We start from the raw sequence: 22,024 nt of genomic DNA on the forward strand, positions 1-22,024 counted from the left end.
TCAGCATGGCAATTGAACAATGGAAGCGCGCTTTTTTTAATGGAACGATGCCTGCTTGTGCGTTACGAGGAGGTTGGCTGAGTTTTTGTCTGGTAGACGAGTTAGGTGATGGGAAAGCCTATGGTGGGCTTGCTTATGAAATGGCTGATTGTGCAGGACAGCGATACAAAGGGCATTTGGACGGGCAAGGATTCGCAAGGTTGGAGGACATATGTCGAGGGCCGGTCGTACTGGTTTTCGATGCATTGTATGACGCGGAGGAGGGGTACTACCCAACCTTGCTGAAGCGAGAGAGATATCCAATACCTATCACCAATCTCCAGGTTCGAGCTGAAAAAACGCGCTTCAAGCATTTGGGTGGTGAACGTAACGAGCAAAATCCTGCGTGCCGATTGGGGGATCAGTATTATCAGGTTGAAGTGCGTGATTTGGTTCGGCACGTTGCTCATTTACCACCCCTTACGCCGAGTGCGCATGGTGTTCAACGCCACGCGTTAAAAATGATGGCCGACTTGGGGTTCGGCCCACCTGAGCCAGTTCTTTCAGGGGTTGTGCTTTTTCCCAACCGACACACCGTTCTTGAGGTCCGTCCGTTGCGGGCATTGCGCCCCATGCTTTCCATCGATGATCGGTTTTGTGCGTTAAATCTATATCAGTTGGCGCTGATGTCGACCTTGAGTTACTGCGATTTTGGTCAGCAACCTCCAAAGAAACCATTGGATCAAGTCAGCTTTCCATTGGAACCCAGTGTTGGAAATTTGTTTGCGGAGAAGCTCTCGGGGTATCACGAAGCCTGGAAAGTTGATGGGGAACAGGTTCAGCGTTTTTATCCGCTGTATGAGGAAGTCCCGTACTCCCTTCGCTTTGAAATATTGCCCTTCGATCCTGAAATTTATCCTCAGAACCGGGCTGAATTAGGAGCGGTACAGGAACATCCTGCGTATTTGCATTTTTTTGACGATGATAAGTTCGGTACCGATACGCAAGCTTTCATCAGTCACCACGATGAGGTGGTCCTGATTGCGATACGCGGCACTGCCAGTGCTGCTGATGGGCTGAGAGACGCCAATGCCCACCAGGTAGATTTTGCCGACGGCGTGGGCAAAGCCCATGAAGGGTTTTATCAGGCATACCGCGCCATGCGAGATTTTGTATTGCGCTATCTCGACCAGTTCTATCGCAGCCAGCGCATCGTGATATGCGGCCACAGTCTGGGCGGAGCAATTGCCTTGCTGTTAGCAGAAGGGCTGCGGCGCGCCCCGGATCGTAACTACACTCCTCTCCTCTACACCTACGGCGCCCCCCGCGCCGCCGATTCCAAATTCACCGACGGTGCCTCAGCCCTGGTCCACCACCGCATCGTCAACCATAACGATCCCGTCCCCAGTGTTCCCGCGCCCTGGATGAACACTACCGCCAAACTCTGGATCCCCGGCGCCGTGACGTTATTCAGTGCCCCTACGCCCGGGGGCCTGTTGTTCGCCGCTGGCCTGGTGCGGGTTGGTGGCAATCCCTACCAACATCATGGCGAACAGCAGCACTTCATGCCGATCACATTGGAGGATGGCACGCAGGCGTCGGTGTTGTGGAAACCCGGTTGTGAGTCCATCCAGGAGGCCGCCTGCAATCGTGCGTTGCAACTGCACGGCGATATGCCCGACCGCGACAACTTGCTCAAACAGCTGTTCCAGGCCGACCAGCATTTCATGACCGCCAGCTACATCCCCGCCGCCTGGGCCACGCTGCGCCGCTGGCAGCACACCCTGGGGAGCCAGGGGCCTTTGGTCACACCGAGGGAATACGCGTTGCTCGACCATGCGCTGGAGACCATGCGCCAACAATTGCGCGACAAGAACCGCGAGCTTGAGCAGCGGCGTCCGCCGAACCAGCGTGGCCAGGCCCATGAGCACAATCAGGCTCTCAATGCCGAAATCGACCGCTTGAACACCAGCCGCGAGCGGCTGCACAGCCTGCGCTGGCGCCGTCTCGAGGTCCGTGACGTGTATGGCAGTCATAGTCACTCCGCCAGCCTGCAACCGAGTCTCAAGCGTTGGTTCAGCCACCGGGAAAACCGTGAGCGTTCGCCGGTAGCGAGTGTCCCGTCCCCCGTTCATGGCGACCGGGGGAGGGTGCACTCGCTGGATATCGACTCGATCGTTTAGCCCACTCTTTACAGGAACTCGACCTGCGCCGGCCGCCGCTTCATCAACACCTTGCCATGGCGGATCGAATACAGCGGCAGGCCCTGGCTGCGAATCACCTCATAATCGCTGTCGGCCGACAGGATCAACAGGTTGGCCGGCCGCCCAGGCTCCAGGCCGTAGCGCTCGCCCAGGGCCATGGCTTTGGCGCTGTTGTCGGTGACCAGGTCCAGGGCGCTTTGCAGGTTACGGTAGCCGAGCATATGGCAAATGTGCAGGCCGGCTTCCAGCACGCGCAGGATGTTGCCGTTGCCCAACGGGTACCAGGGATCGACGATGGAGTCCTGGCCGAAGCACACGTTCATGCCGGCTTCGAGCAGTTCGTTGACGCGGGTGACGCCACGGCGTTTCGGGAAACTGTCGAAGCGCCCTTGCAGGTGAATGCTTTCGGTGGGGCAGGAGACGAAGCTGATCCCGGAATGCCCCAGCAGGCGAAACAGTTTGGCGCAGTAGGCGTTGTCATAGGAACCCATGGCCGTGGTGTGGCTGGCAGTGACGCGGGCACCCATGTCACGGCTGCGGGCTTCCTCGGCGAGGACTTCAAGGAAGCGCGAGTGTGGGTCGTCGGTTTCGTCGCAGTGCACGTCCACCAGGCAGCCGGTACGTTCGGCCAGGTCCATGAGGAACTTCACTGAACTCACCCCTTGGTCACGGGTGTATTCGAAGTGCGGGATGCCACCGATCACGTCGGCGCCCAGGCGAATGGCTTCTTCCATCAGTTCGCGACCATTGCGGTAGGACTCGATGCCCTCCTGGGGAAAGGCGACGATTTGCAGGTCGATCAGGTGCGTGCTTTCTTCGCGCACTTGCAGCATGGCCTTGAGCGCCGTGAGGTCCGGGTCGGTGACGTCGACATGGGTGCGAACATGCTGGATGCCATGGGCGGCGAGGGCCTGGATGGTTTTCTTGGCGCGCGTGCGGGTGTCTTCCTCGGTGATGGTGGCCTTGCGTTCGCCCCAGCACTCGATGCCTTCGAACAGGGTGCCGCTCATGTTCCAGCGCGGCTCTCCGGCAGTCAGGGTGGCGTCGAGGTGAATATGCGGTTCGACGAACGGTGGCGTCACCAGGTTACCGGCAGCGTCCAGGTCGTCGGGCCCTGCAGTTGGCGACCCCGTTTGCGCAGTGATACTGGCGATCCGGCCATGTTCCAGGTGCAGATCATGCAGGCCTTCACGGTGGCGCAGGCGGGCGTTGATGATGTGCATGGGCAAGTTCCTCTTGGCTAAAACAATCAGGCAGACAGCCGCCAGATCATCAGGGCGATACCGATGTCCAGGCGGTCGTATGAATTATCCAGCGTCAGCCCGCACAGGGCTTCGATGCGCTGGACGCGGTGCGTCAGGGTATTGCGGTGAACGGCCAGGCGCTGGGCGGCGGCCACAAGGTTACCATTCTCATGAAACCAGGCTTCCAGGGTCGGCATCAGGCTTGGGCCGTGATGCCGGTCATGGCGCAGTAACGGGCCCAGGCGCTCATTGAGAAACTGATCGAGCAGCGCGCGATCGCGAACACCGCTGAGCAGTTTCAGCACGCCCAGTTCGTCATACACGCACAGCCCGGCGCGCTCGCTGAAGCGTCGCGCGGCGGTCAACGCCTGGCGTGCTTCCTCCTGTGCCAGGGCCAGGCGCGCAGGCGGATGGGCGGCGGCGCTCAGGCCGATAAACACTTTCAGGGGCGCCAGGCGCAGGTTCAATGGCTTCAACCAACTGGCCAACTGCTCGCGGTTGGCCAAGGCGGCAACGGCATCCGCGGCCGGCAGCAACAACGTCCATTGCCCGGCCCTCCCGAGGACGGGTATCGGCGCCGAATACTGACGCAGGCGCCGAGTAATGCTTTCGTGTTGCCGAGCCAACTGCGCTTCCATGTGCCCGGCATCGCCCTGGGTAAACAATGCGTCGCTGCCCTCCAGCTGTAATTGCACCACTTGCCAATGCCCTGCCAGCGACAGGCCCAGTTGGGCGGCGCGGTGCAGCAGGAGGTCCAGGGATTGAAAGTCGCCGGCCAGCAAGCGTTCCAGCACATCGTGCCGCGAACGCCCCAGTTGTTCGGACTGGATCAGCGCCGAGCCGATCGCCTGGGTCACCAACACCATTTTCAACGAGTAGGGCTGCTCGATCAGGGGCAGGCCAGCGGCTTCGGCGGCGTCCAGCAAGCGCTGGGGGATCACCTGGATATAGGCGGGGCCGGTCAGGATCACCAACCCGGCCACTTGGCGCTGACAGGCTTCGTCCAGCAGTTGCAGGAGGTTGGCCTCATCCCGGGGGTGGTTGATACCGGTGACGAACACCAGTTCACCGCCGAGCACCCATTCGGCGATCCCAGTGTTTTCGGCCACATACGGCCAGCGCACCACGTTATCCAGGCCGGCCGAGCCGGCGCGCAGGCGCATGGACTCCAGGCCCGGTAGGGCCAGCACATCGGCAAGGGTCAGGCTCATGCCTGGGCGTCAGCCAATGGCGTGCGCACACGCAGGACGGCGGTGAGCACCACGTAGGTCAGCGACGCCGCCACAATCCCCACCAGCGGCGCGACCCAGGGTGAGTTGAATGCCAGCAACGTACCCACGGCGTACGCCACCAGGCCCGGCCAGTTGAACGCGGGCAGGCGCGCCTCTGCCAGGCGCGGGTACTGGCCGCGATAGCGATAGAAGAAGTCCGCCATGATCACGCCGCCGATGGGCGGGATCACCGTGCCGAGCAGGATCAGGTAAGGCACCAGCAGGTCGTACATGCCCAGCAGGGCGAGCAGGGTGCCGATCACCGCACCGGCGAGGGTCACGGTCTTGCGGCGTCGGGTGCGCAGCAGGTTGCAACCGGCGACGGCGAAGTTATAGATGGTGTTGTCCTGGGTGCTCCAGATGTTGAGCAACAGCATGGCCATCGCCGCCATGGCAAAACCTTGCAGCAGCAAGACTTCCACCACATCCGGTTGCTGATAGACGATGGCCCCATAGGCGCCGATCAATACCATCAGGCCATTGCCGACAAAGAAGCCGATCAGGCTGGCCAGTACCGCGACCTTGGCCGAGCGGGAAAACCGTGTCCAGTTGGTGGCCTGGGTCGCGCCGCTGACAAAGGTGCCGAACACCAGGGTGATCGCCGTGGACAAGTCCAGCGTACCGCTCGGCACCACCGCCAGCAGGCCGTCCAGCCCGCCGACCTTGACGGTCGCCACCCACATCGACAGAAACAGCAGAATGCCCATGGCCGGCACCGCGATGTACGACAGAATCTCCAACCCTCGATAGCCCACATAGGCCGTGGCGCAGAACACCAGGCCAAACAGCACCATCAGCGCCAGCACACTGCCCTGGCTCAGCTCGAAGTATTTGCCCAGCACCACGGCGGCCGTGGCGGTGCCCCAGGCATACCAGCCGATCTGGGTGAAACCGAGGATCAAGTCACTGAGCTTGCTGCCCACTTCGCCAAAACAGAAGCGTCCCATCAGCACTGAATTCAGCCCACTCTTGAAGGCGATGTAACCCAGGCCGGCGGCGTAGATGCCCAACAGCAGGTTACCCAAGGCCACGACGCCGAGCATGTCGATGAAACTGAAGGCCACCCCCAGCTTGCCGCCGGCAAACATGGTTGCGGTAAAAAACGTGAAACCCAGCAGCACCATGGCGGTCGACGCCAGCCCCTTGCGCGCATGCATGGGGACTTCGCTGAGGGGGTAATCGTTGCCTGGATCTTGCTGCGTCATGTGCCTTGCTCCCTGAATGAGTGACGCAGGCCTATTGCACCGCGCGTGCCACATTCGCCGCAGTGAAGGACGCATGGCGGGCGTTGTGCAGTGTGCACAGTATTTATAGCCAATCAGGGGGGCGCGCGCGGGCAGGAGTGTTCTGTGTGCCCAATCGGGCACGAAAGCGGTGCAGCGGTGATACAAATTGGATCAGTCGAACAGGGTCTGGGTGGTCTCGCCGCGATGAAAGGCAAACGCCGCTTCCAGATCACTTTCAATGGTGCGGCCACGGGACAGTGGCGGCAGGTTGTCCAGGGCGAAAAAACCCACCTCGGTGGTTTCAAAACCCGCCGCGGGTGCCAGTTGGTCGACCCGCTCACAGAGGAAATACAGCTTGTAGAAGTCCCGCACATCCGGCCGGTACAACCCCTTGGCCTTGTGCGTCACGCTGTACAGCGCGCGTGCGGTCACGGTCAGCCCGGCTTCCTCGCGAATTTCCTTGATGATGTTTTCTGCCGCCGACAAGCCGATATCGGCGTAGCCCCCTGGCAGGGCCCAGCAACCATCGGTCAACTCGCGCACCAGCAGGATCTTGTCACCCTCGATCACCGCGCCGCGCACATCGATCATCGGCGTGGAATAGCGCTGGGCAAAATCGCTCACCAACCCGGTGATGCGCTCCAGCGGCACATTGCCCAGTTGTGCGAGCATGCTATGGGCAATTTCGGCAATTTCTTCCAGACGCTCGCGCTCGAAATCGTCGGTGCAAAAATGCAGCCCGGTGGAAGCCAGTGCCTGCAAGCGTTTGGCCTGGGCCAGCCAGATGTTTTCCATACGAACCTCGTGGGTGACTGAACAGGGGCAGGTCCAAGCCTGTAATACCGGGCATAAAAAAACACCGCAAGGGTGATGCGGGTCAAGCAAGGGATAGAGCGGATCACCGCTAACCTGTGGCGAAGGGGCAAACGCCCTCGCCACAGTGACCGTGTTCTTCCTTGGCTGACTGGCATTACCGCCAGGGTGTTTTGTACCGCATGGGTTTATTCACCGCGATAGATGCAGCCGCTGGTGCAGGTCTCATGGATGCGAATGGCGCTGAGCTCCGGCAGCAGGGGTTTGAGTTCGGCCCAGATCCACTTGGCCAGTACTTCGCTGGTCGGGTTTTCGAGGCCCGGGATGTCGTTCAGGTAGTTGTGGTCGAGGCGTTCGTAGAGCGGCTTGAAAATCGCCTTGATCTCCGAGAAGTCGCGAATCCAGCCTGTATGAGGGTCCAGGTCGCCGCTCAGGTGGATCGCCACCTTGAACGAATGCCCATGCAGGCGCCCGCACTTGTGGCCTTCCGGTACATGGGGCAGGCGGTGGGCGGACTCGAATGTAAATTCCTTGAAGATTTCCACAGTATTTTTCGGCTCGGTCAGGTTTCTGGCAGGCGGCGAGTTTAACAGCTACATCACACGTCGCGCATACCGTCCCTCTGCAGGCGCGAACAGGCTCGCTCCTCCAGGAGAAAGGCGTTGGGTCAAAGGGCTTGCAAGCGCTCGCCTAATCCACCGTTATCGGCCAATGCCAGAAACTCATCGCCCAATCGCTGACTCTCGCTCATCGCGGTCTGCCAGTACCGGTTACGACTCGGGTCATCCCCCATGAAGCGCTTGAAATCGCTGCGATCCGGCAGTTTGCCGTGGGGCAAGCGGGCCAGGTAGTCCTTGGACGGCGCCAGCAGCAACACATCCTGCAAGCCTTGTGGGTTGCTGCGCCGCCACGGCAGGCCCTTGTCGAACCAGCCGGGGATGACCCGGTCGGTGAAGTGCGGGTACAGCACGATGTCGTCGCCGTGGTAGGGCAGGTCCAGGTGATAGTCCAGCAGGCCGCCGTCGCGGTAGGTGCCGGCACCCGCTCCGGGCAGGTCGCGTACGCCTTGCATCACCATGGGGATCGAGCCGGAGGCCAGCAGCGCCTGGCGCAGGTTGCCCAGGTCCAGGGTGAGGAAGCGCGACGGAAAATCCTTCAACGGATGCACTGGCGGCGCCTGGCGGGGGTCGTGGACGATCAGTCGTTCGAAATGCCGCGACAGCCGCGCGCGGCCACGCAGGTTGTCGGCAATCACCGACGACAGGCCGAGGCCAAGACGCCCGCGATGGTCATCGGCGAGCAGGCCGTGGCTCTTGACGACCATGATGTTCAATCGATAGTTGGGGGTGTCCAGCACCTGGGCATCACGTCCGGCCAGCAGGTCATCGAGCATACGCTGGCAGCTCTGGCTGACGTCGGCCATGGTGACGCCCTTGGCAAAGCGTTGTTCGTTGTACAGTCGGCCGAGGTCGAGCAAGCCTTGCACCGGGTCGGGCAGGCAGGCACTGGCAAAGCGCCAGGAGCCGATCGACGCGCCGATCAGCGCGCGTTCCCGTGGCGCGCGGGGCAGCCAGTCGCCGAACAGGGCCAGGTCCAGGCCCTGGATGCCCAAGGCTTTAGGGCCGCCGGCCGCGCCGGGGAGGGTGCCGACGTCGGCCGGCTGCAGGCCCTGTTCGCGAATGCGGGTGAACGCACGTTTACCGGCCTTGAGCGTCAGGGCGGGAAACTTGATATGGATGGCTGTCATACCGGTCTCTGTTGAGGCAAGTTCAGGGGCGAGGTTGCTCGCGAAAACGTCAACGATAACGCGTGAATCCTGGATACACACGATGCTGGCGAAATCTTTGTGACCGCGTTTGCGCATACTCGTAATTGCCATGGTGGCAATTCAGTTTCAGTTAAGTTGCAGCCGTTACCGTGACCGGCGTAGGAAAACATCGTGTAACGGAGACTTATCATGAAGCGCCTCACAGCTCTGGTCGCCGCCGCTATCATCACGTCCACGGCGACCCAGGCTGGAGCCGTGGACCCTGACAAGCCACTGACCGTGCCCGCCACTGTTACAATTGTCGCCTTTGATCAACTGGACGCCACCGCCCTGGCCCTGCATCCCGGCTCAACGCTGTTGGACACCGATCTGGATGAGGCCTATGGCAAGTACATCTATGAAGTCGAACTGGAAGATGCCCACGGTATCGAATGGGACGTTGAATTGGACGCGCTCACCGGGCAAGTTCTCAAGAATCATCAGGATACGTAATGAAGGTATATCGACGTGCCACGGGTTTGGCGGTGCTGGTGCTCCTGGCATTCTGCTCAAGCCTGTCGGCCCGTGACCTCAACCAGGATGAAGCCTTGGCGCTACGCCAGCAGGGCGTGATCCTGCCGCTGGAGCAACTGTTGCAGCAGGCCATGGCGCGGCACCCCGGCTCGCGGTTGCTGGAGGCGGAACTTGAGAAAAAACATGGCCAGTACGCGTATGAAGTGGAACTGGTGACCACCGAAGGCGTGGTGCGCGAGATTAAGCTCGACGCCACGACCGGTGCGCTGATCAAAGACGAGGAAGACTGATGCGCCTGCTGCTGGTGGAAGACAACGTACCCCTGGCCGATGAACTGCTGGCTGGGCTGCAACGCCAGGGCTATGCGGTCGATTGGCTGGCGGATGGGCGCGACGCGGTGTATCAGGGCCGCAGCGAGCCCTATGACCTGATCATCCTCGACCTCGGCCTGCCTGGCTTGCCGGGGCTGGAAGTGCTGGCGCAATGGCGCGCAGCCGCGCTGGCCACCCCGGTGCTGGTGCTCACCGCCCGGGATTCCTGGGCCGAGCGCATCGAGGGGCTCAAGGCCGGCGCCGACGATTACCTGAGCAAACCCTTTCACCCTGAAGAACTGCACCTGCGCATCCAGGCGTTGTTGCGCCGTTCCCATGGCCAGGCCAACCAGCCCACCCTGCAAGCTGCCGGCCTGCATCTGGACGAGGGCCGCCAGTGCGTGTTGCGCGACGGCGAGGAAATCCAACTGACCGCCGCTGAATTCCGCCTGTTGCGTTATTTCATGCTGCACCCGGAACAGATCCTGTCGAAAAGCCATCTGGCCGAGCATCTTTATGACGGCGAGACCGAGCGCGACTCCAATGTGCTGGAAGTGCACGTCAACCATCTGCGCCGCAAGCTGGGCCGCAGCGTGATCGAAACCCGGCGCGGCCAGGGCTACCGGTTTGGCGCCAGCCCTGCATGAAGTCGATCCAGCGACGCCTGAGCCTGGGGCTGATCAGCGTGATGGTGATCGTCGGCGTGGTACTCGCGCAAACCAGCCTGTGGTTGTTCGAGGCCGGTTTGCAGCGTTACCTGGAAGCTGGCTTGCGTAACGACAGCGAGAACCTGTTGGTGGCGCTGGTGCGCGGGCCCAACGGCGTGCAGTTGGATGAGCACCGCCTGTCGCCGGCGTATCAGCGGCCGTTCTCCGGGCATTATTTTCGTATCGATTTTGCCGACATTCACTGGCGCTCCCGCTCGCTGTGGGACCAGGAACTGCCCCGGCTCCCCGAGACCGGGCTCAAGGGCAACCTGCAACTGGGGCCGGAGGGCCAGCAGCTGCTGGTACTACGCTCGGACTACAAGCGCTTTGGCCAAGCGATTTCGATCAGCGTGGCCCAGGACTACACACCGGTGCGCGAAAGCTTCCGACTGATGCGCCAAATCGGCCTGGTGCTGGGGCTGGCGGCGCTGCTGCTGGTGCTGATCCTGCAACGAGTCACCGTGCGCCGGGCGTTGCGCCCCCTGGAAACCGCGCGCAACCAGATCGCCCAATTGCAACAGGGCCAGCGTTCCCAGCTCGACACCCAGGTGCCGCTGGAACTGGAGCCGCTGGTGGCGCAGATCAACCACCTGCTGGCTCACACTGAAGACAGCCTCAAGCGCTCGCGCAACGCCCTGGGCAACCTGGGGCATGCACTGAAAACCCCGCTGGCGGTGCTGCTGAGTGCGGCCTCCAGCGAGGCGCTCAAGGACCACCCCGAGTTGCGCAAATTGCTTCGTGACCAGTTGGAGCAGGTGCAGCAACGCCTCAATCGTGAACTCAACCGTGCGCGCCTGGCCGGCGAAACCCTGCCGGGCGCCTTGTTTGATTGTGAAAAAGAACTGCCCGGCCTGCTGGCCACGTTGAACATGATCCACGGCGACCACCTGGACCTGAGCCACCACGTCGCCCCGGGCCTGCAACTGCCGTGGGATCGCGAAGACCTGCTGGAGCTGCTCGGCAACCTGCTGGACAACGCCTGCAAATGGGCAGATGCCGAAGTGCGCGTCAGCGTCAGCGAGACGCCACACAGTTACCTGCTGACGGTGGAGGATGACGGCCCTGGCATTCCCGAGACCCAGCGCGACGAAGTGTTCAGCCGTGGTACACGTCTCGATGAGCAGACGGACGGCCATGGCCTGGGCCTCGGGATCGTGCGGGATATCGTCGAGGTGTGGGGCGGGGTGTTGCAGTTGCAGGAGAGCGAGTTGGGCGGCTTGAAGGCGTTGATCGAATTACCCAAGCGCCATGGCTGACACACCTTAGATAAAAATGTGGGAGCGGGCTTGTTGTGGTGAGCAGGCTCGCCACAACAAGGCCACTCGCCACAAGGCCACTCACCACAACAAGCCCACTTACCAGCCCACTCACCCTAGAGGTCACAGTCGGCTGTGCGACAGCGCCACGTCGACGAGGGTGTGGGGCCTCTTACATTGGACTGCCTTCGACCCTCAGACGCGGAACTGGTCCATCAACCCCTGCTGCTGGTTGGCCAGGCTGTTCAACGCCTGGCTGACCCGCGCCGATTCATTGGCTTGCTCCGACAGCGACTCGGTGACATCGCGGATCGTTGCCACATTGCTATTGATCTCTTCGGCCACCGCACTTTGCTCTTCGGCGGCGCTGGCGATTTGCAGGTTCATGTCGCTGATCACCGTCACCGCGTCGCCGATCTGGCGCAGTGCGGTGACCGCTTCGCCCACTTGTTCGACGCTGCCCTGGGCCTGGCGATAGCTGTTGCCCATGGCGCCGACCACGTCGGTGGTGCCGCTTTGCAGCTGTTCGATCACCAGGCGGGTTTCTTCCACTGACTCCTGGGTCCGTCGCGCCAGGTTGCGCACTTCGTCAGCCACTACGGCAAAGCCACGGCCTGCCTCACCGGCGCGGGCAGCTTCGATGGCAGCGTTAAGGGCCAGCAGGTTGGTTTGCTCGGCAATGCCGCGAATCACTTCCAGCACCGAACCAATCTGCTCGCTGTTGGCCGCCAGGCCTTCGACCTGGGTCATGGCCGTGCTCATGTCCGCGGCCAGGAGCCCGATGTTGGTGGTGGTGCGGTCGATTACCGTCAGACCGTCGCGGGTTGCCTGGTCGGCATCCCGCGCCGCTTGGGCCGCCTGGGCCGCGCTGCGGGCGACGTCCTGGGCGGTGGCGCTCATTTCATGGGAGGCGGTGGCCACCTGGTCGACCTGGCGGTATTGCTGTTCCATGCCGGCGCTGGTTTGGCTGGCAATCGCGGCGGATTGGTCGGCGGTGCCACGGGCGTCCTGCACCGAGCGTTTGACCTCGGCAATGATCGGTTGCAGCTTGTCGAGGAAGCGGTTGAACCAGCCGGCCAGTTGGCCCAGTTCGTCTGGCTTGTCATAAGCCAGGCGACGGGTCAGGTCGCCTTCGCCGCTGGCGATGTCTTCGAGCATGTGCGCCACACCGAGGATCGGTCGGGTCACGCTGCGCGCCATCAGCCACACCAGGATCAGGCCGATCACGGCGGCCAGCAGGCCCAGGCCCAGTTCCAGCAGGGTGCCGCGGGTGTTATCGGCATCCATCTGCGCCTTCAGTGCTTCTGCCGGCCCCACCAGGACTTTTTCCGGCACATCCAGTAACACTCCCCACGACTTGCCACCGGGAATCGGCGCGAACGGCGCCAGGACCTTCAGTCGATGGTCGGTGCGCAGGCTGCTGATTTGCGTACTGCCGGCCAGGGCGCTGGTCAGTTGTGCGCCGTTGGCGCTGTCGACCTGCTCAAGGCGCTGGCTGAGCTTGCTGGCGTCCGGGCTATAGCCGGCAAGCAGGCCGGTGGGGCTGAGGATGCTGACCTGGGTCTGCCCGTCATACAGCTTCTCGCTGGCCCGTTGGCTGATGCTCTGCAGGCTGTTGAGGTTGATGTCCACCGACAACGAGGCGATGACTTTGCCGTTGACCATCAGCGGGAAGACGATGCTGGTCATCAGCACGTTCTGCCCGTCGATCCGATAAAAATAGGGTTCGATCACGCACGGCTTGAGGGTGGTGCGTGGGCAGGTGAACCAGGCGTTGGCTTTTTCACCGCTTGGGCCGACGGATGTGTCGGTCATGTCGCTTTCGGGCAGCGGCATCGACGTCAGTTTGCCCGGCGTCGGTTGCGACCAGTACAGGGCGAACCGGCCCTTGTCGTTGCTGCCCAGCTCTGCCTGGTTGGCGAACAGTTCGTCCTTGCCGTCCAGCGCATTGGCTTCGAACACCAGGGACAGGCCCAACAGGTCCGGGTTGGCCTGCAGTGCAGCCTTGACCTGGCGGGTCAGGTCTTCGCGGGTGTCGAAGGCGTCGAGGAAGCGTTTCTCGGCCTGTTCGCGCAGGAACAGCACCTGGCGGGAAAAACCGTGGCCGTACTGGTAGGCGTCCATGAACTGCTGGCGAATGCCCAGCGCCTGCACATCGCCTTGCGCCTCGATACGCGCCTGGGCGGCTTCATCGAGCATCTGCATGCTCGAAACCTTGACCTGTTCGGAGCTGTGCTCCATGCGATACAGCGACAGACCTACCAGCAGGGTCACGATCCCCAACAGGCAAAGGCCGGCGAGCAGGGTGATTTTCCATTGAATGGAGAGCTGTCTGAGGGACATCGCGGAGCATCCTTAACCTGAAAACACAAAGAACCCCTGTATCGACCGCTGCAAGTTTTTCTTTATTCAAACGTTCAATTTAAATCTCGCGGCGGCGTCGTTTTTTGACATGCGGCCCCGCCTGCTGCAAAGTGCGCGCCCTCTAATAAGACCTCCTTGAAGCCTGCATGCTGGCCGCCATTACCGTGGCCGCACGCGTGGGCATGCCTGTTTTTATGTTTCTGTCTTGAGGTAACCATGATTAACGCAGTCATCGCCGCGGTCGGCACCATGCTGGTGCTCAGCCTGTCCCGCGTGCATGTGGTCATTGCCATCATTGTCGGCGCCCTGGTGGGTGGCCTGACTGGCGGCCTGGGCATCGAGGCCACTCTCCAGGCCTTCAATGGTGGGCTGGGCGGTGGCGCGACCGTGGCGTTGTCCTACGCATTGCTCGGCGCTTTTGCGGTGGCCATTGCCAAGTCCGGCCTGGCCCATGCCCTGGCGGACAAGGCGTTGATGTTGGTGGACCGCCAGGAAGCCACGGGCGGCAGTCATGTCAAATGGGTGTTGATCGGCCTGTTGTGGGGGGTGGCAATTGCTTCGCAGAACATCTTGCCCATTCATATCGCCTTTATCCCACTGCTGGTGCCACCGCTGCTCTACGTGTTGACCAAGCTGCAACTGGATCGCCGCCTGATCGCCTGTGTGATGACCTTCGGCCTGATCACGCCGTACATGTTCCTGCCGGTAGGGTTCGGCAATATCTTCCTCAACCAGATCCTGCTGGCCAACGTGGCCAAGAGCGGCGTGGACATCAGCCAGGTCAATGTCACCCATGCCATGGGGCTGCCGGCGTTAGGCATGGTGGTTGGCCTGCTGGTGGCGGTGTTTATCAGCTATCGCAAGAAACGCGTGTATGACCTGGAGAAAATCGAGCGGGTCGAGCAAGTGGCGGTGCAGTACAACCCGCTGACCCTGCTGGTGGCGGGTGTGGCGATTGCCTCGGCGTTCATTATTCAGCTGTGGCTGGATTCGATGATCATCGGCGCCCTGGTGGGGTTCCTGATTTTCTCGGTGTCGGGCATCGTGCGCTGGCGCGAGACCGACGATTTGTTCACCGAAGGCATGAAGATGATGGCCATGATCGGCTTCATCATGATTGCTTCGTCGGGTTTTGCCGAAGTGCTCAAGGCCACCGGCGACGTGCGCTCCCTGGTGGAAGCCTCGGCGGCGTTTATCGGGCATAGCCGTGGGGTTGGGGCGTTGTTGATGTTGCTGGTGGGCCTGTTGGTGACCATGGGGATCGGTTCGTCGTTCTCCACCGTGCCGATCCTGGCGGCGATTTTCGTGCCGCTGTGCGTGCAATTGGGCTTCAGCCCGCTGGCCATCGTATGCATCGTCGGCACGGCCGGCGCCCTCGGCGATGCCGGCTCGCCTGCCTCGGACTCCACCCTGGGCCCGACTTCCGGCCTGAATATCGACGGCCAGCACCACCATATCTGGGACACCGTGGTGCCGACATTTCTGCATTACAACATCCCGCTGCTGGCGTTTGGCTGGCTGGCCGCCATGATCCTCTGACCGGCATGTTGCACCGCCCTGGCTCGCGAAGAACGTCAACGATAACGCGGCAAACCTGACACCCTGCGGTGCTCAGGTTTTTCGTGAGCACGCTCGCTCCTACAGATATTTCTCAATTGGCCGCTAACCTCTTTAAGTCGCCACTAATAAGAGAGAAAAGCCATGCGTCTGAGTTTGAAGGCCAAAGTCCTGTCCCTCGCCGTCGTGCCGGTGCTCTTGTTTGCCCTGGTGATCAGCCTGACCACCGTGTCGATCCTCCAGGGGCAAGCGCGTAACGAGGTGGATGAAACCCGCCAGCGCCTGCTCAATGACGCCAAGGCCACCCTGAAAAGTTATGTAGAAGTGGCCATGACCACCATCAAGCCGCTCTACGACGCGGCGGCCCCCGGCGATACGGCGGCGCGCGCCGAGGTGGTCAAGCTGCTGTCCAGCACCAGCTACGGCAAGGACGGTTACTTCTTTGGCTACGACTCCGAGACCATCCGCCTGTTCAAGGGCAACAGCCCGGACGGTGTGGGCAAGAGCTTCAAGGACAACCGTGACCCCAACGGCGTCTACGTCAACCGCGACCTGGTCAAGGTCGGCAAGGATGGCACCCACTACCTGCAATACAGTTCGACCCAACCGGGCCAGACCGAACTGGTACCCAAGATGGGCTACACCGAATACCTGCCCAAATGGGACATGGTGATCGGCACGTCGGTCAACCTGGACGGCATTGAAGCCCAGGTGGCGGTGGTCGAGGCCAAGGTGGAAAAACGCATGGAAGGCGTATTGCTGAGCATCCTCGGCGTGGCCGTGGTGGTGTTGCTGGTGATCGCCGCCGTGGGCGTGGTGCTGGCCAATACCATCCTGCGTCCACTGCACCTGATGAAAGCCAACCTCGACGACATCGCCGCCGGCGAAGGCGACCTGACCCGCCGCCTGGCCATCACCAGCCAGGATGAACTGGGCGACCTGGCCGGGGCGTTCAATCGGTTTGTCGACAAGATCCACGGCCTGGTGCGCCAGATCACCGAAATGACCGCGCAACTCACCGGCCTGGTCAGCCAGGTGTCCGAGCAGGCCCAGCGTTCAGAACAGGCCATGGAGCGCCAGCGCCACGAGACCGACCAGGTGGCCACGGCGATCAACCAGATGTCTTCCGCTGCGCAAGAAGTGGCGCGCAGTGCCCAAGGTGCCTCCGTGGCCGCGCAACAGACCGACGCCGAAGGCCAGGCCGCCAAGCGCGTGGTGGACGGCAGCATCGCGCAAATCCATGCGCTGGTGAACGATATCCGCAGCAGTGGCGTGTCCCTCGACAGCTTGAAGCAGGATGTATCGTCGATTGTCAGCGTACTGAGCGTCATCCGCTCGATTGCCGAGCAGACCAACCTGTTGGCCCTCAATGCCGCCATTGAAGCCGCCCGGGCCGGGGAGGCCGGGCGGGGTTTCGCCGTAGTCGCCGACGAGGTGCGCGCGCTGGCCAGCCGTACCCAGACCAGCACCCAGGAAATCCAGGGCATGATCGACCGCCTGCAAAAAGGCACCGAGGCCGCTGTCGATGCCATGCGCCGCTCCAGCGATGCCGGTGACGGCACTTCGGCTCAGGCCAACGAAGCCGGGGCGTCACTCGACACCATGGCGCAGTTGATCGGCACCATCAATTCGATGAACGCGCAGATCGCCAGCGCCGCTGAAGAGCAAACGGCAGTGGCCGAAGAGATCAATCGCAGCGTGCATCAGATTGCCGTGGCTGTGGACAGCGTGGCCGATGAAACCCAATTGGGCGCCCAGACGTCGCGCAGCCTGGCTGATCTGGGCCAGCGCCTGGGGCAATTGGTCGGTCAGTTCAGGATCTGAGCGGCTACACGATGTCGCGCATCAACAGGCCGTAGCGCAAATCCATCTCGGCTGGCAGGGGGACATACACTGTGTGTCCATCCCCCGGCGCCACCTCGATAGCCTCGCCCTTGGCGTTATGCAACGTGGCCAGGTCGAAGTGAAAGTTGCCGGCGGGGGTCATCAGTTCCAGGTGATTGCCCACCGCAAAGCGGTTTTTCACCTTGACCTCGGCCAACTCGCCACGGCGCTCGCCGGTCAACTCCCCGACAAACTGCTGGCGCTCGGAAACCGAGCTGCCGTTCTGGTAGTTCTGGTATTCGTCATGGACATGACGGCGCAGGAAACCTTCGGTGTAGCCGCGCTGGGCGAGGGACTCCAGGTTGGTCATCAGGCTACGGTCGAATTCACGCCCGGCCACCGCATCGTCGATGGCCTGGCGGTACACCTGGGTGGTGCGCGCGCAGTAGAAGTGGGACTTGGTGCGGCCTTCGATCTTCAGTGAGTGCACGCCCATATGGGTCAGGCGCTCCACGTGCTGTACGGCGCGCAGGTCCTTGGCGTTCATGATGTAGGTGCCGTGTTCGTCCTCGAAGGCGGGCATGTGTTCGTCGGGGCGATTGGCTTCTTGCAACAGGAACACCTGGTCGGTCGGTGCGCCGATACCCAGGGTTGGCTCGGGCTGATATTCCTGGACGATATCGCCGGTGGCATTTTCCACTGCGGGCGTGGCCTGGTATTTCCAGCGGCACGCGTTGGTGCAGGTGCCCTGGTTGGCGTCGCGCTTGTTCATATAACCCGAGAGCAGGCAACGCCCGGAATAGGCCATGCACAACGCACCGTGCACAAACACCTCCAGCTCCATGGCCGGCACTTGCTGGCGGATCTCGCCGATTTCTTCCAGGGACAACTCCCGCGACAGGATCACGCGGCAGATGCCCTGCTGTTGCCAGAACTCCACGCTGGCCCAGTTCACTGTGTTGGCCTGCACCGACAGGTGGATCGGCATCATCGGGAAATGCCGGCGCACCAGCATGATCAGCCCCGGGTCGGACATGATCAGCGCATCCGGGCCCATCGCGATCACCGGGGCGAGGTCCTTGAGGAAAGTCTTGAGCTTGGCGTTGTGCGGCGCGATGTTCACCACCACGTAGAAACGCTTGCCCAGCGCGTGGGCTTCCTGGATGCCGAGCGCCAGGTTGGCGTGGTCGAATTCATTGTTGCGCACTCGCAGGCTGTAGCGCGGCTGGCCGGCATAGACCGCATCGGCGCCGTAGGCGAAGGCGTAGCGCATGTTTTTCAGGGTGCCAGCGGGGGCGAGCAGTTCGGGAGCGAGGATAGGTGGCATGGTCGGCACTTGGGGCAAAAGTGCGGCAGGGTAGTGCAAGCCGGCGAAGGCTTTATTGATCTGGGTCTACGCTCGTAACCTTTGATCGTTTTTGACCACGCCTTGCATAGTTGCGCGGCAGGCTCGCGCATTCAGGTGCAGCGCAGCATCGGCAAAGGTCATCTGCTCGGGCATAGGCGGCTGTATTCCACCAGGAAGGGTGGCCTGCTTCAGGTTTCCCTATGGCGTCGGAGACCGCTTATTGCAACAGCATCCGAAATGCCGATTTGGGTTAATCATGTTCCTTGGCCCTCATTATCATTGGTTAAAGCTTGATCACTCCGTATGCAGAGGATTGGTACAAAGAGGGATGGGGGCCATTTCGCGAACTATCTACTTTTATAAACCATTGAAGGCACAGATAAAGCCTATGAACTTCAGGAAAATCCAGTTTTCGCATGTTGCAGTAGCACTCGCAACGTTGCTGACAGCAAGCACTTTTGCGTTATCGGCCACCGCTGCTGAAAAGAGCGCGCCTCCTGATCTCAGCGGCCTTTGGGTGGCTCCTGGCGCCGGACTCGATCCATCGAGTCGCGCTACCGGAGCAGAGGGGGACGACTCACTTGGCGAGGCACCGCCACCGCTCTTCGGTACCCTCCCTGAATATAAGGGCGTTTATCTCGAGAGCTTCAAGAAGCGCAATGGGGCATTGTCCAAACTGGGTGTCGGGTTCAAAACAACATGCAAGCCACTCGGCATGCCGACCATGATGTCCAGTTTGTACGCCGTAGAGATCTTGCAAACACCCAAGCAGATTAACTGGTCTCAGGAGCTCTACAAGGAGACCCGCAGAATCTACTTGGATGGACGCTCTCACCCCAATCCCGAAGAAGTCCCTCCAACGTTCAGCGGGAGTTCGCTTGGCCACTGGGAGGGCAAGGTACTGGTTGTAGAAACTACACAGGTTCGCCAGGAAACCACGCTAGGGGAGTTTGCCCAAGCTGAAGATGCGAAGGGCCATAGTCCACTCATGACCATCAAGGAGCGCATCTTCATCAATGGGGATGGGATGCTTCAGGTCGATACCGTGGTTGAAGATCCAGAGGCACTGGCCAAACCATGGAAGTTGGATCCGATCATCTTGATGCGCGCACCGAAGGGAACGGAGTTTCTTGAGTACATCTGTGACGACAACAACACTGAAACAATCGATCCGGCAACCGGTCGCGAAGTCACTAATATCCCTGAACGAAGCAGCCCGCCCTCGACTAATAAGTAAACAATCGATGGATGGCAAGTGAGTTCGCCTCCACGATACGGGGACTTTGGTCTGAGTGCGAATAATAATAAAGGAATCGTCAGTTGAATATTAAATCTACACTTCTTGGTTTGGCCCTGATTAGCGTGCCCGCGACTTTTGCGTTTGCTCATCATTCCTTCTCGGATTTTGACATGAGTAAAATGGTGGAAATCAGCGGCATCGTAGCGGAGGTTCAATATCGAAACCCGCATGTCTGGGTATTCGTTGATGTGGATAATCAGGGGCAGCCCCAAAGCTGGGCTGTTGAGGCCGGCGGCCCCAACATCCTGATGCGCCAAGGGTGGAAGGCGAACACGCTGAAGGCCGGCGATAAGGTAGATATACAGTTGGCCCCGATGAAAGATGAAACTAAAAGGGGGGGCGCGCTCCAAGCGATGCGCTTTCCTGACGGTAAAATCATCGGAGTGTGGAAATAGTCTCTGCGCTGCGGGCTGTTGAAATCTTCTTCGGTATGAAGGCCATATCATATCGGCGCCGATGTTGAGTCGGTTCCGATGCATCACGTCAGAGTTCTCGACGCATCATAAACAGCAAGGCATACACAGCCAGCCACCACTAAGCGACCGGACTCTCTAACGCGAGTCATCATGCCGGTGCATATCCTTATCATGAACTCCCATCCCTGATCGATATAGGGCACTCCCCACAGGGGGTATTCCATATCGGTAATCTGAACGGTATTTCCAACGCTAACTTACTGCCCATTATCGGGCATTCGCCTTGATGCGCGCACTAATCTTGTGTGCCTTTATTATGGGGGGCTAAAAACTTTATCTGCGCCGCTATAAGTGCCGATTTGGGATATCAAATTAGCCTGATATCACATTAGCTTGATTGGCTGAAATATTTCCAGTTGAAAAATGCCCATCCATCACTTGTTGGCGGAAATAATCCGCCTCGGGTGGATTGAAGCAAGGTGCACATGGCTGAACCACAGAAAAACATAATAAGAGGCAGGCACTATGCGCGCAGCAAGAATTATACCTTTCGCTTCAGCCATGCTGATCTATTCGCTTTGCCAACAGGCGCAAGCTTACAAGTTATATAGTGAGAATGATGGTACAACCGTTCTGAATGCTGATCTGACGGGCGCGGTAGGTTTTTATAGCCTCAATAGAAACTATCTGGCCGATCCGGATAGAAACCCAAGTCGAATGAACTGGCAAGAGGGTTTTATCAAGTATGGCTTTAGCGGTGCTACCGATAAAATACCTACAGGCTCGGTATACGGTGGTTTCAGCCTTATCAGTACAGGCTCTTTTGGGGATGGCGACCCCGGCGGCACGACTGCTGGCGACGAGCGTGCAACCACGGTCGAAGAGGCCTACGTCGGTTGGCGCTCAGGCGATATGTTTCCTGTGTTAGGTCAAGACGGCGTGGATTTATCCGTTGGCCGTCAGTTGGCCCCAACTCACAGTTTTATGATCGTGGAGGACGGCTTCTCACCCGGCAGTGCTTATAATCCAGACCCAAATCTGCCATACGGTTCGTTCAATCGCGGCGGCGCTTATAGTCTGGGAATGCGACTGGCATTTGGTAACACCGTCGTACTGCGTTTAGGTGGCGATGAAGGCCTGCATGGTAATCTGATGTGGATCAAATCGAATAACCGTGTCGAGGGTGAAGCTGAATTTGCAGTTGCCAACCTTGACTACACCACCGACTTCGGCACCATCGGCACCACCTATGTTCAAGGTCTCGATGTGAACAAGAAGTGGACCCAGGGCATTACTGCGGAGCGCGACAGCCTTAAGGCCTACAGCATTCGTGGCGAAAGTAGATTAGGCATTGAAAATGCTGATTTTGCTTTTGAAGTTGCCCGTCAGAATAACAAAGGTCGCATCGAAAGTGGGATGTTCTTTGATGTGGGCTATACCTTTGCTGACGCCTTCTGGAAACCCATGCTGAGCTTTCGGCAGTCGCGTTTCAGTAAAAACTGGGATCCGATCTTCCCGGGTGGCTACCGTAAGCGTGCCCCAGGTGAGGTAGCGTCAGGCTTTGCCGGCCCTACTACCAATAATTACAAAATCAACGACGTGTTCCTATCGATTAACCCCACTGATAATCTGTCCTTCAATGCTCAGTACTTCGTATACACTCAACTGACTGATCGCAATAGTGCGGACCGGGGAGGCAAGGAACTTGATCTTTCCGTGAATTGGATGGCTACCGAGAACATCATAGTTTCCCCACTGATTGGCTTCTTTAAACCTAATTGCTGGCTGGAGAATGGCGGCCTGCAAAATGGTGATGACTCCATCGCCACGTTACTGCAACTAACAGTGTGGTTCACTTATTAATTAGGTTGTGGACTGCGAGCACCCAGTGATGGCGCCGTTGCAGTCTTGAACGTGTAATGA

The 22,024-nt window shown here is 60.2% G+C and carries 18 protein-coding genes and 2 pseudogenes; 11 read left to right on the forward strand and 9 right to left on the reverse strand.

The window, feature by feature from the left end:
• Nucleotides 1–5 precede the first annotated feature (5 nt).
• Nucleotides 6–2,162 carry a lipase family protein gene (locus A7317_RS09500; protein ID WP_069077381.1) on the forward strand — a complete coding sequence of 719 codons (2,157 nt, stop codon included), beginning with the start codon at nt 6–8 and terminating at the stop codon, nt 2,160–2,162.
• A gap of 8 nt (nt 2,163–2,170) precedes the next feature.
• On the opposite strand, the gene codA is transcribed toward A7317_RS09500, so the two are convergent.
• The 6 genes from codA to A7317_RS09530 all read right to left on the reverse strand — a co-directional run bounded on the left by codA (nt 2,171) and on the right by A7317_RS09530 (nt 8,484).
• Complete coding sequence (codA, locus tag A7317_RS09505) at nt 2,171–3,406, reverse strand: cytosine deaminase (RefSeq protein WP_024074458.1); 1,236 nt, start codon at nt 3,404–3,406, stop codon at nt 2,171–2,173.
• Nucleotides 3,407–3,432: 26 nt separating this feature from the next.
• Complete coding sequence (locus A7317_RS09510) at nt 3,433–4,638, reverse strand: PucR family transcriptional regulator (RefSeq protein WP_069075641.1); 1,206 nt, start codon at nt 4,636–4,638, stop codon at nt 3,433–3,435.
• Nucleotides 4,635–5,903 (reverse strand): cytosine permease, encoded by a 1,269-nt coding sequence (gene codB / locus A7317_RS09515; protein ID WP_024074460.1) that lies wholly within the window; start codon nt 5,901–5,903, stop codon nt 4,635–4,637. The genes A7317_RS09510 and codB overlap by 4 nt, the downstream gene beginning before the upstream one ends.
• A 192-nt stretch (nt 5,904–6,095) precedes the next feature.
• The gene (locus tag A7317_RS09520) at nt 6,096–6,719 is read right to left on the reverse strand and encodes an NUDIX hydrolase (RefSeq protein WP_024074461.1); all 624 of its coding nucleotides are present in this window, start codon (nt 6,717–6,719) and stop codon (nt 6,096–6,098) included.
• A 206-nt stretch (nt 6,720–6,925) separates the two neighbouring features.
• The gene (queD, locus tag A7317_RS09525; protein WP_048729689.1) at nt 6,926–7,282 is read right to left on the reverse strand and encodes a 6-carboxytetrahydropterin synthase QueD; all 357 of its coding nucleotides are present in this window, start codon (nt 7,280–7,282) and stop codon (nt 6,926–6,928) included.
• A gap of 122 nt (nt 7,283–7,404) precedes the next feature.
• Nucleotides 7,405–8,484 (reverse strand): hypothetical protein, encoded by a 1,080-nt coding sequence (locus A7317_RS09530; RefSeq protein ID WP_024074463.1) that lies wholly within the window; start codon nt 8,482–8,484, stop codon nt 7,405–7,407.
• 210 nt (nt 8,485–8,694) lie between these two features.
• Between A7317_RS09530 and A7317_RS09535 the strand changes: the two genes are divergently transcribed.
• Genes A7317_RS09535 through A7317_RS09550 form a run of 4 tightly spaced genes read left to right on the forward strand, consistent with a single transcriptional unit; the run spans nt 8,695 to nt 11,292 of the window.
• Complete coding sequence (locus A7317_RS09535) at nt 8,695–8,997, forward strand: PepSY domain-containing protein (protein WP_024074464.1); 303 nt, start codon at nt 8,695–8,697, stop codon at nt 8,995–8,997.
• Nucleotides 8,997–9,308, forward strand: a complete 312-nt coding sequence (locus tag A7317_RS09540) for a PepSY domain-containing protein (RefSeq protein ID WP_024074465.1) — start codon at nt 8,997–8,999, stop codon at nt 9,306–9,308. Before A7317_RS09535 ends, A7317_RS09540 begins: the two co-directional genes overlap by 1 nt.
• The gene (locus A7317_RS09545) at nt 9,308–9,976 is read left to right on the forward strand and encodes a response regulator transcription factor (protein WP_069075642.1); all 669 of its coding nucleotides are present in this window, start codon (nt 9,308–9,310) and stop codon (nt 9,974–9,976) included. The genes A7317_RS09540 and A7317_RS09545 overlap by 1 nt, the downstream gene beginning before the upstream one ends.
• On the forward strand, nt 9,973–11,292 hold the full coding sequence (locus A7317_RS09550) for a sensor histidine kinase (RefSeq protein WP_024074467.1): 1,320 nt from the start codon (nt 9,973–9,975) through the stop codon (nt 11,290–11,292). Before A7317_RS09545 ends, A7317_RS09550 begins: the two co-directional genes overlap by 4 nt.
• A gap of 195 nt (nt 11,293–11,487) precedes the next feature.
• Here the strand turns inward: A7317_RS09550 and A7317_RS31480 are convergent, their stop codons facing one another.
• On the reverse strand, nt 11,488–12,243 hold the full coding sequence (locus A7317_RS31480) for a methyl-accepting chemotaxis protein (protein WP_370531116.1): 756 nt from the start codon (nt 12,241–12,243) through the stop codon (nt 11,488–11,490).
• A 102-nt stretch (nt 12,244–12,345) separates the two neighbouring features.
• Nucleotides 12,346–13,635, reverse strand: a pseudogene (locus tag A7317_RS31485) (HAMP domain-containing protein); the annotation flags it as partial.
• A gap of 240 nt (nt 13,636–13,875) precedes the next feature.
• Between A7317_RS31485 and A7317_RS09560 the strand changes: the two are divergent.
• The 3 genes and pseudogenes from A7317_RS09560 (at nt 13,876) to A7317_RS31495 (ending at nt 17,037) form a co-directional block, all read left to right on the forward strand.
• On the forward strand, nt 13,876–15,195 hold the full coding sequence (locus A7317_RS09560) for a Na+/H+ antiporter family protein (protein WP_172831378.1): 1,320 nt from the start codon (nt 13,876–13,878) through the stop codon (nt 15,193–15,195).
• A 162-nt stretch (nt 15,196–15,357) separates the two neighbouring features.
• Nucleotides 15,358–16,179 (forward strand): annotated as a pseudogene (locus A7317_RS31490) (cache domain-containing protein); the annotation flags it as partial.
• A 102-nt stretch (nt 16,180–16,281) separates the two neighbouring features.
• Nucleotides 16,282–17,037 (forward strand): methyl-accepting chemotaxis protein, encoded by a 756-nt coding sequence (locus A7317_RS31495; RefSeq protein ID WP_370531117.1) that lies wholly within the window; start codon nt 16,282–16,284, stop codon nt 17,035–17,037.
• Nucleotides 17,038–17,041: 4 nt separating this feature from the next.
• On the opposite strand, the gene yegQ is transcribed toward A7317_RS31495, so the two are convergent.
• A complete protein-coding gene (gene yegQ, locus A7317_RS09570) occupies nt 17,042–18,364 on the reverse strand; it encodes a tRNA 5-hydroxyuridine modification protein YegQ (RefSeq protein WP_069075644.1) in 1,323 nt (440 codons plus the stop codon).
• 409 nt (nt 18,365–18,773) lie between these two features.
• On the opposite strand from yegQ, the gene A7317_RS09575 reads away from it, so the two are divergent.
• The 3 genes from A7317_RS09575 (at nt 18,774) to A7317_RS09585 (ending at nt 21,964) form a co-directional block, all read left to right on the forward strand.
• On the forward strand, nt 18,774–19,622 hold the full coding sequence (locus A7317_RS09575; protein WP_146015762.1) for a hypothetical protein: 849 nt from the start codon (nt 18,774–18,776) through the stop codon (nt 19,620–19,622).
• 83 nt (nt 19,623–19,705) lie between these two features.
• Nucleotides 19,706–20,080, forward strand: coding sequence for a DUF6152 family protein (locus A7317_RS09580; RefSeq protein ID WP_069075646.1), 375 nt, complete (start codon nt 19,706–19,708; stop codon nt 20,078–20,080).
• Nucleotides 20,081–20,626: 546 nt separating this feature from the next.
• Nucleotides 20,627–21,964 (forward strand): hypothetical protein, encoded by a 1,338-nt coding sequence (locus tag A7317_RS09585; protein ID WP_069075647.1) that lies wholly within the window; start codon nt 20,627–20,629, stop codon nt 21,962–21,964.
• Nucleotides 21,965–22,024: the final 60 nt, after the last annotated feature.

The organism is Pseudomonas fluorescens (assembly GCF_001708445.1).
Lineage (GTDB): Bacteria > Pseudomonadota > Gammaproteobacteria > Pseudomonadales > Pseudomonadaceae > Aquipseudomonas > Aquipseudomonas gorinensis.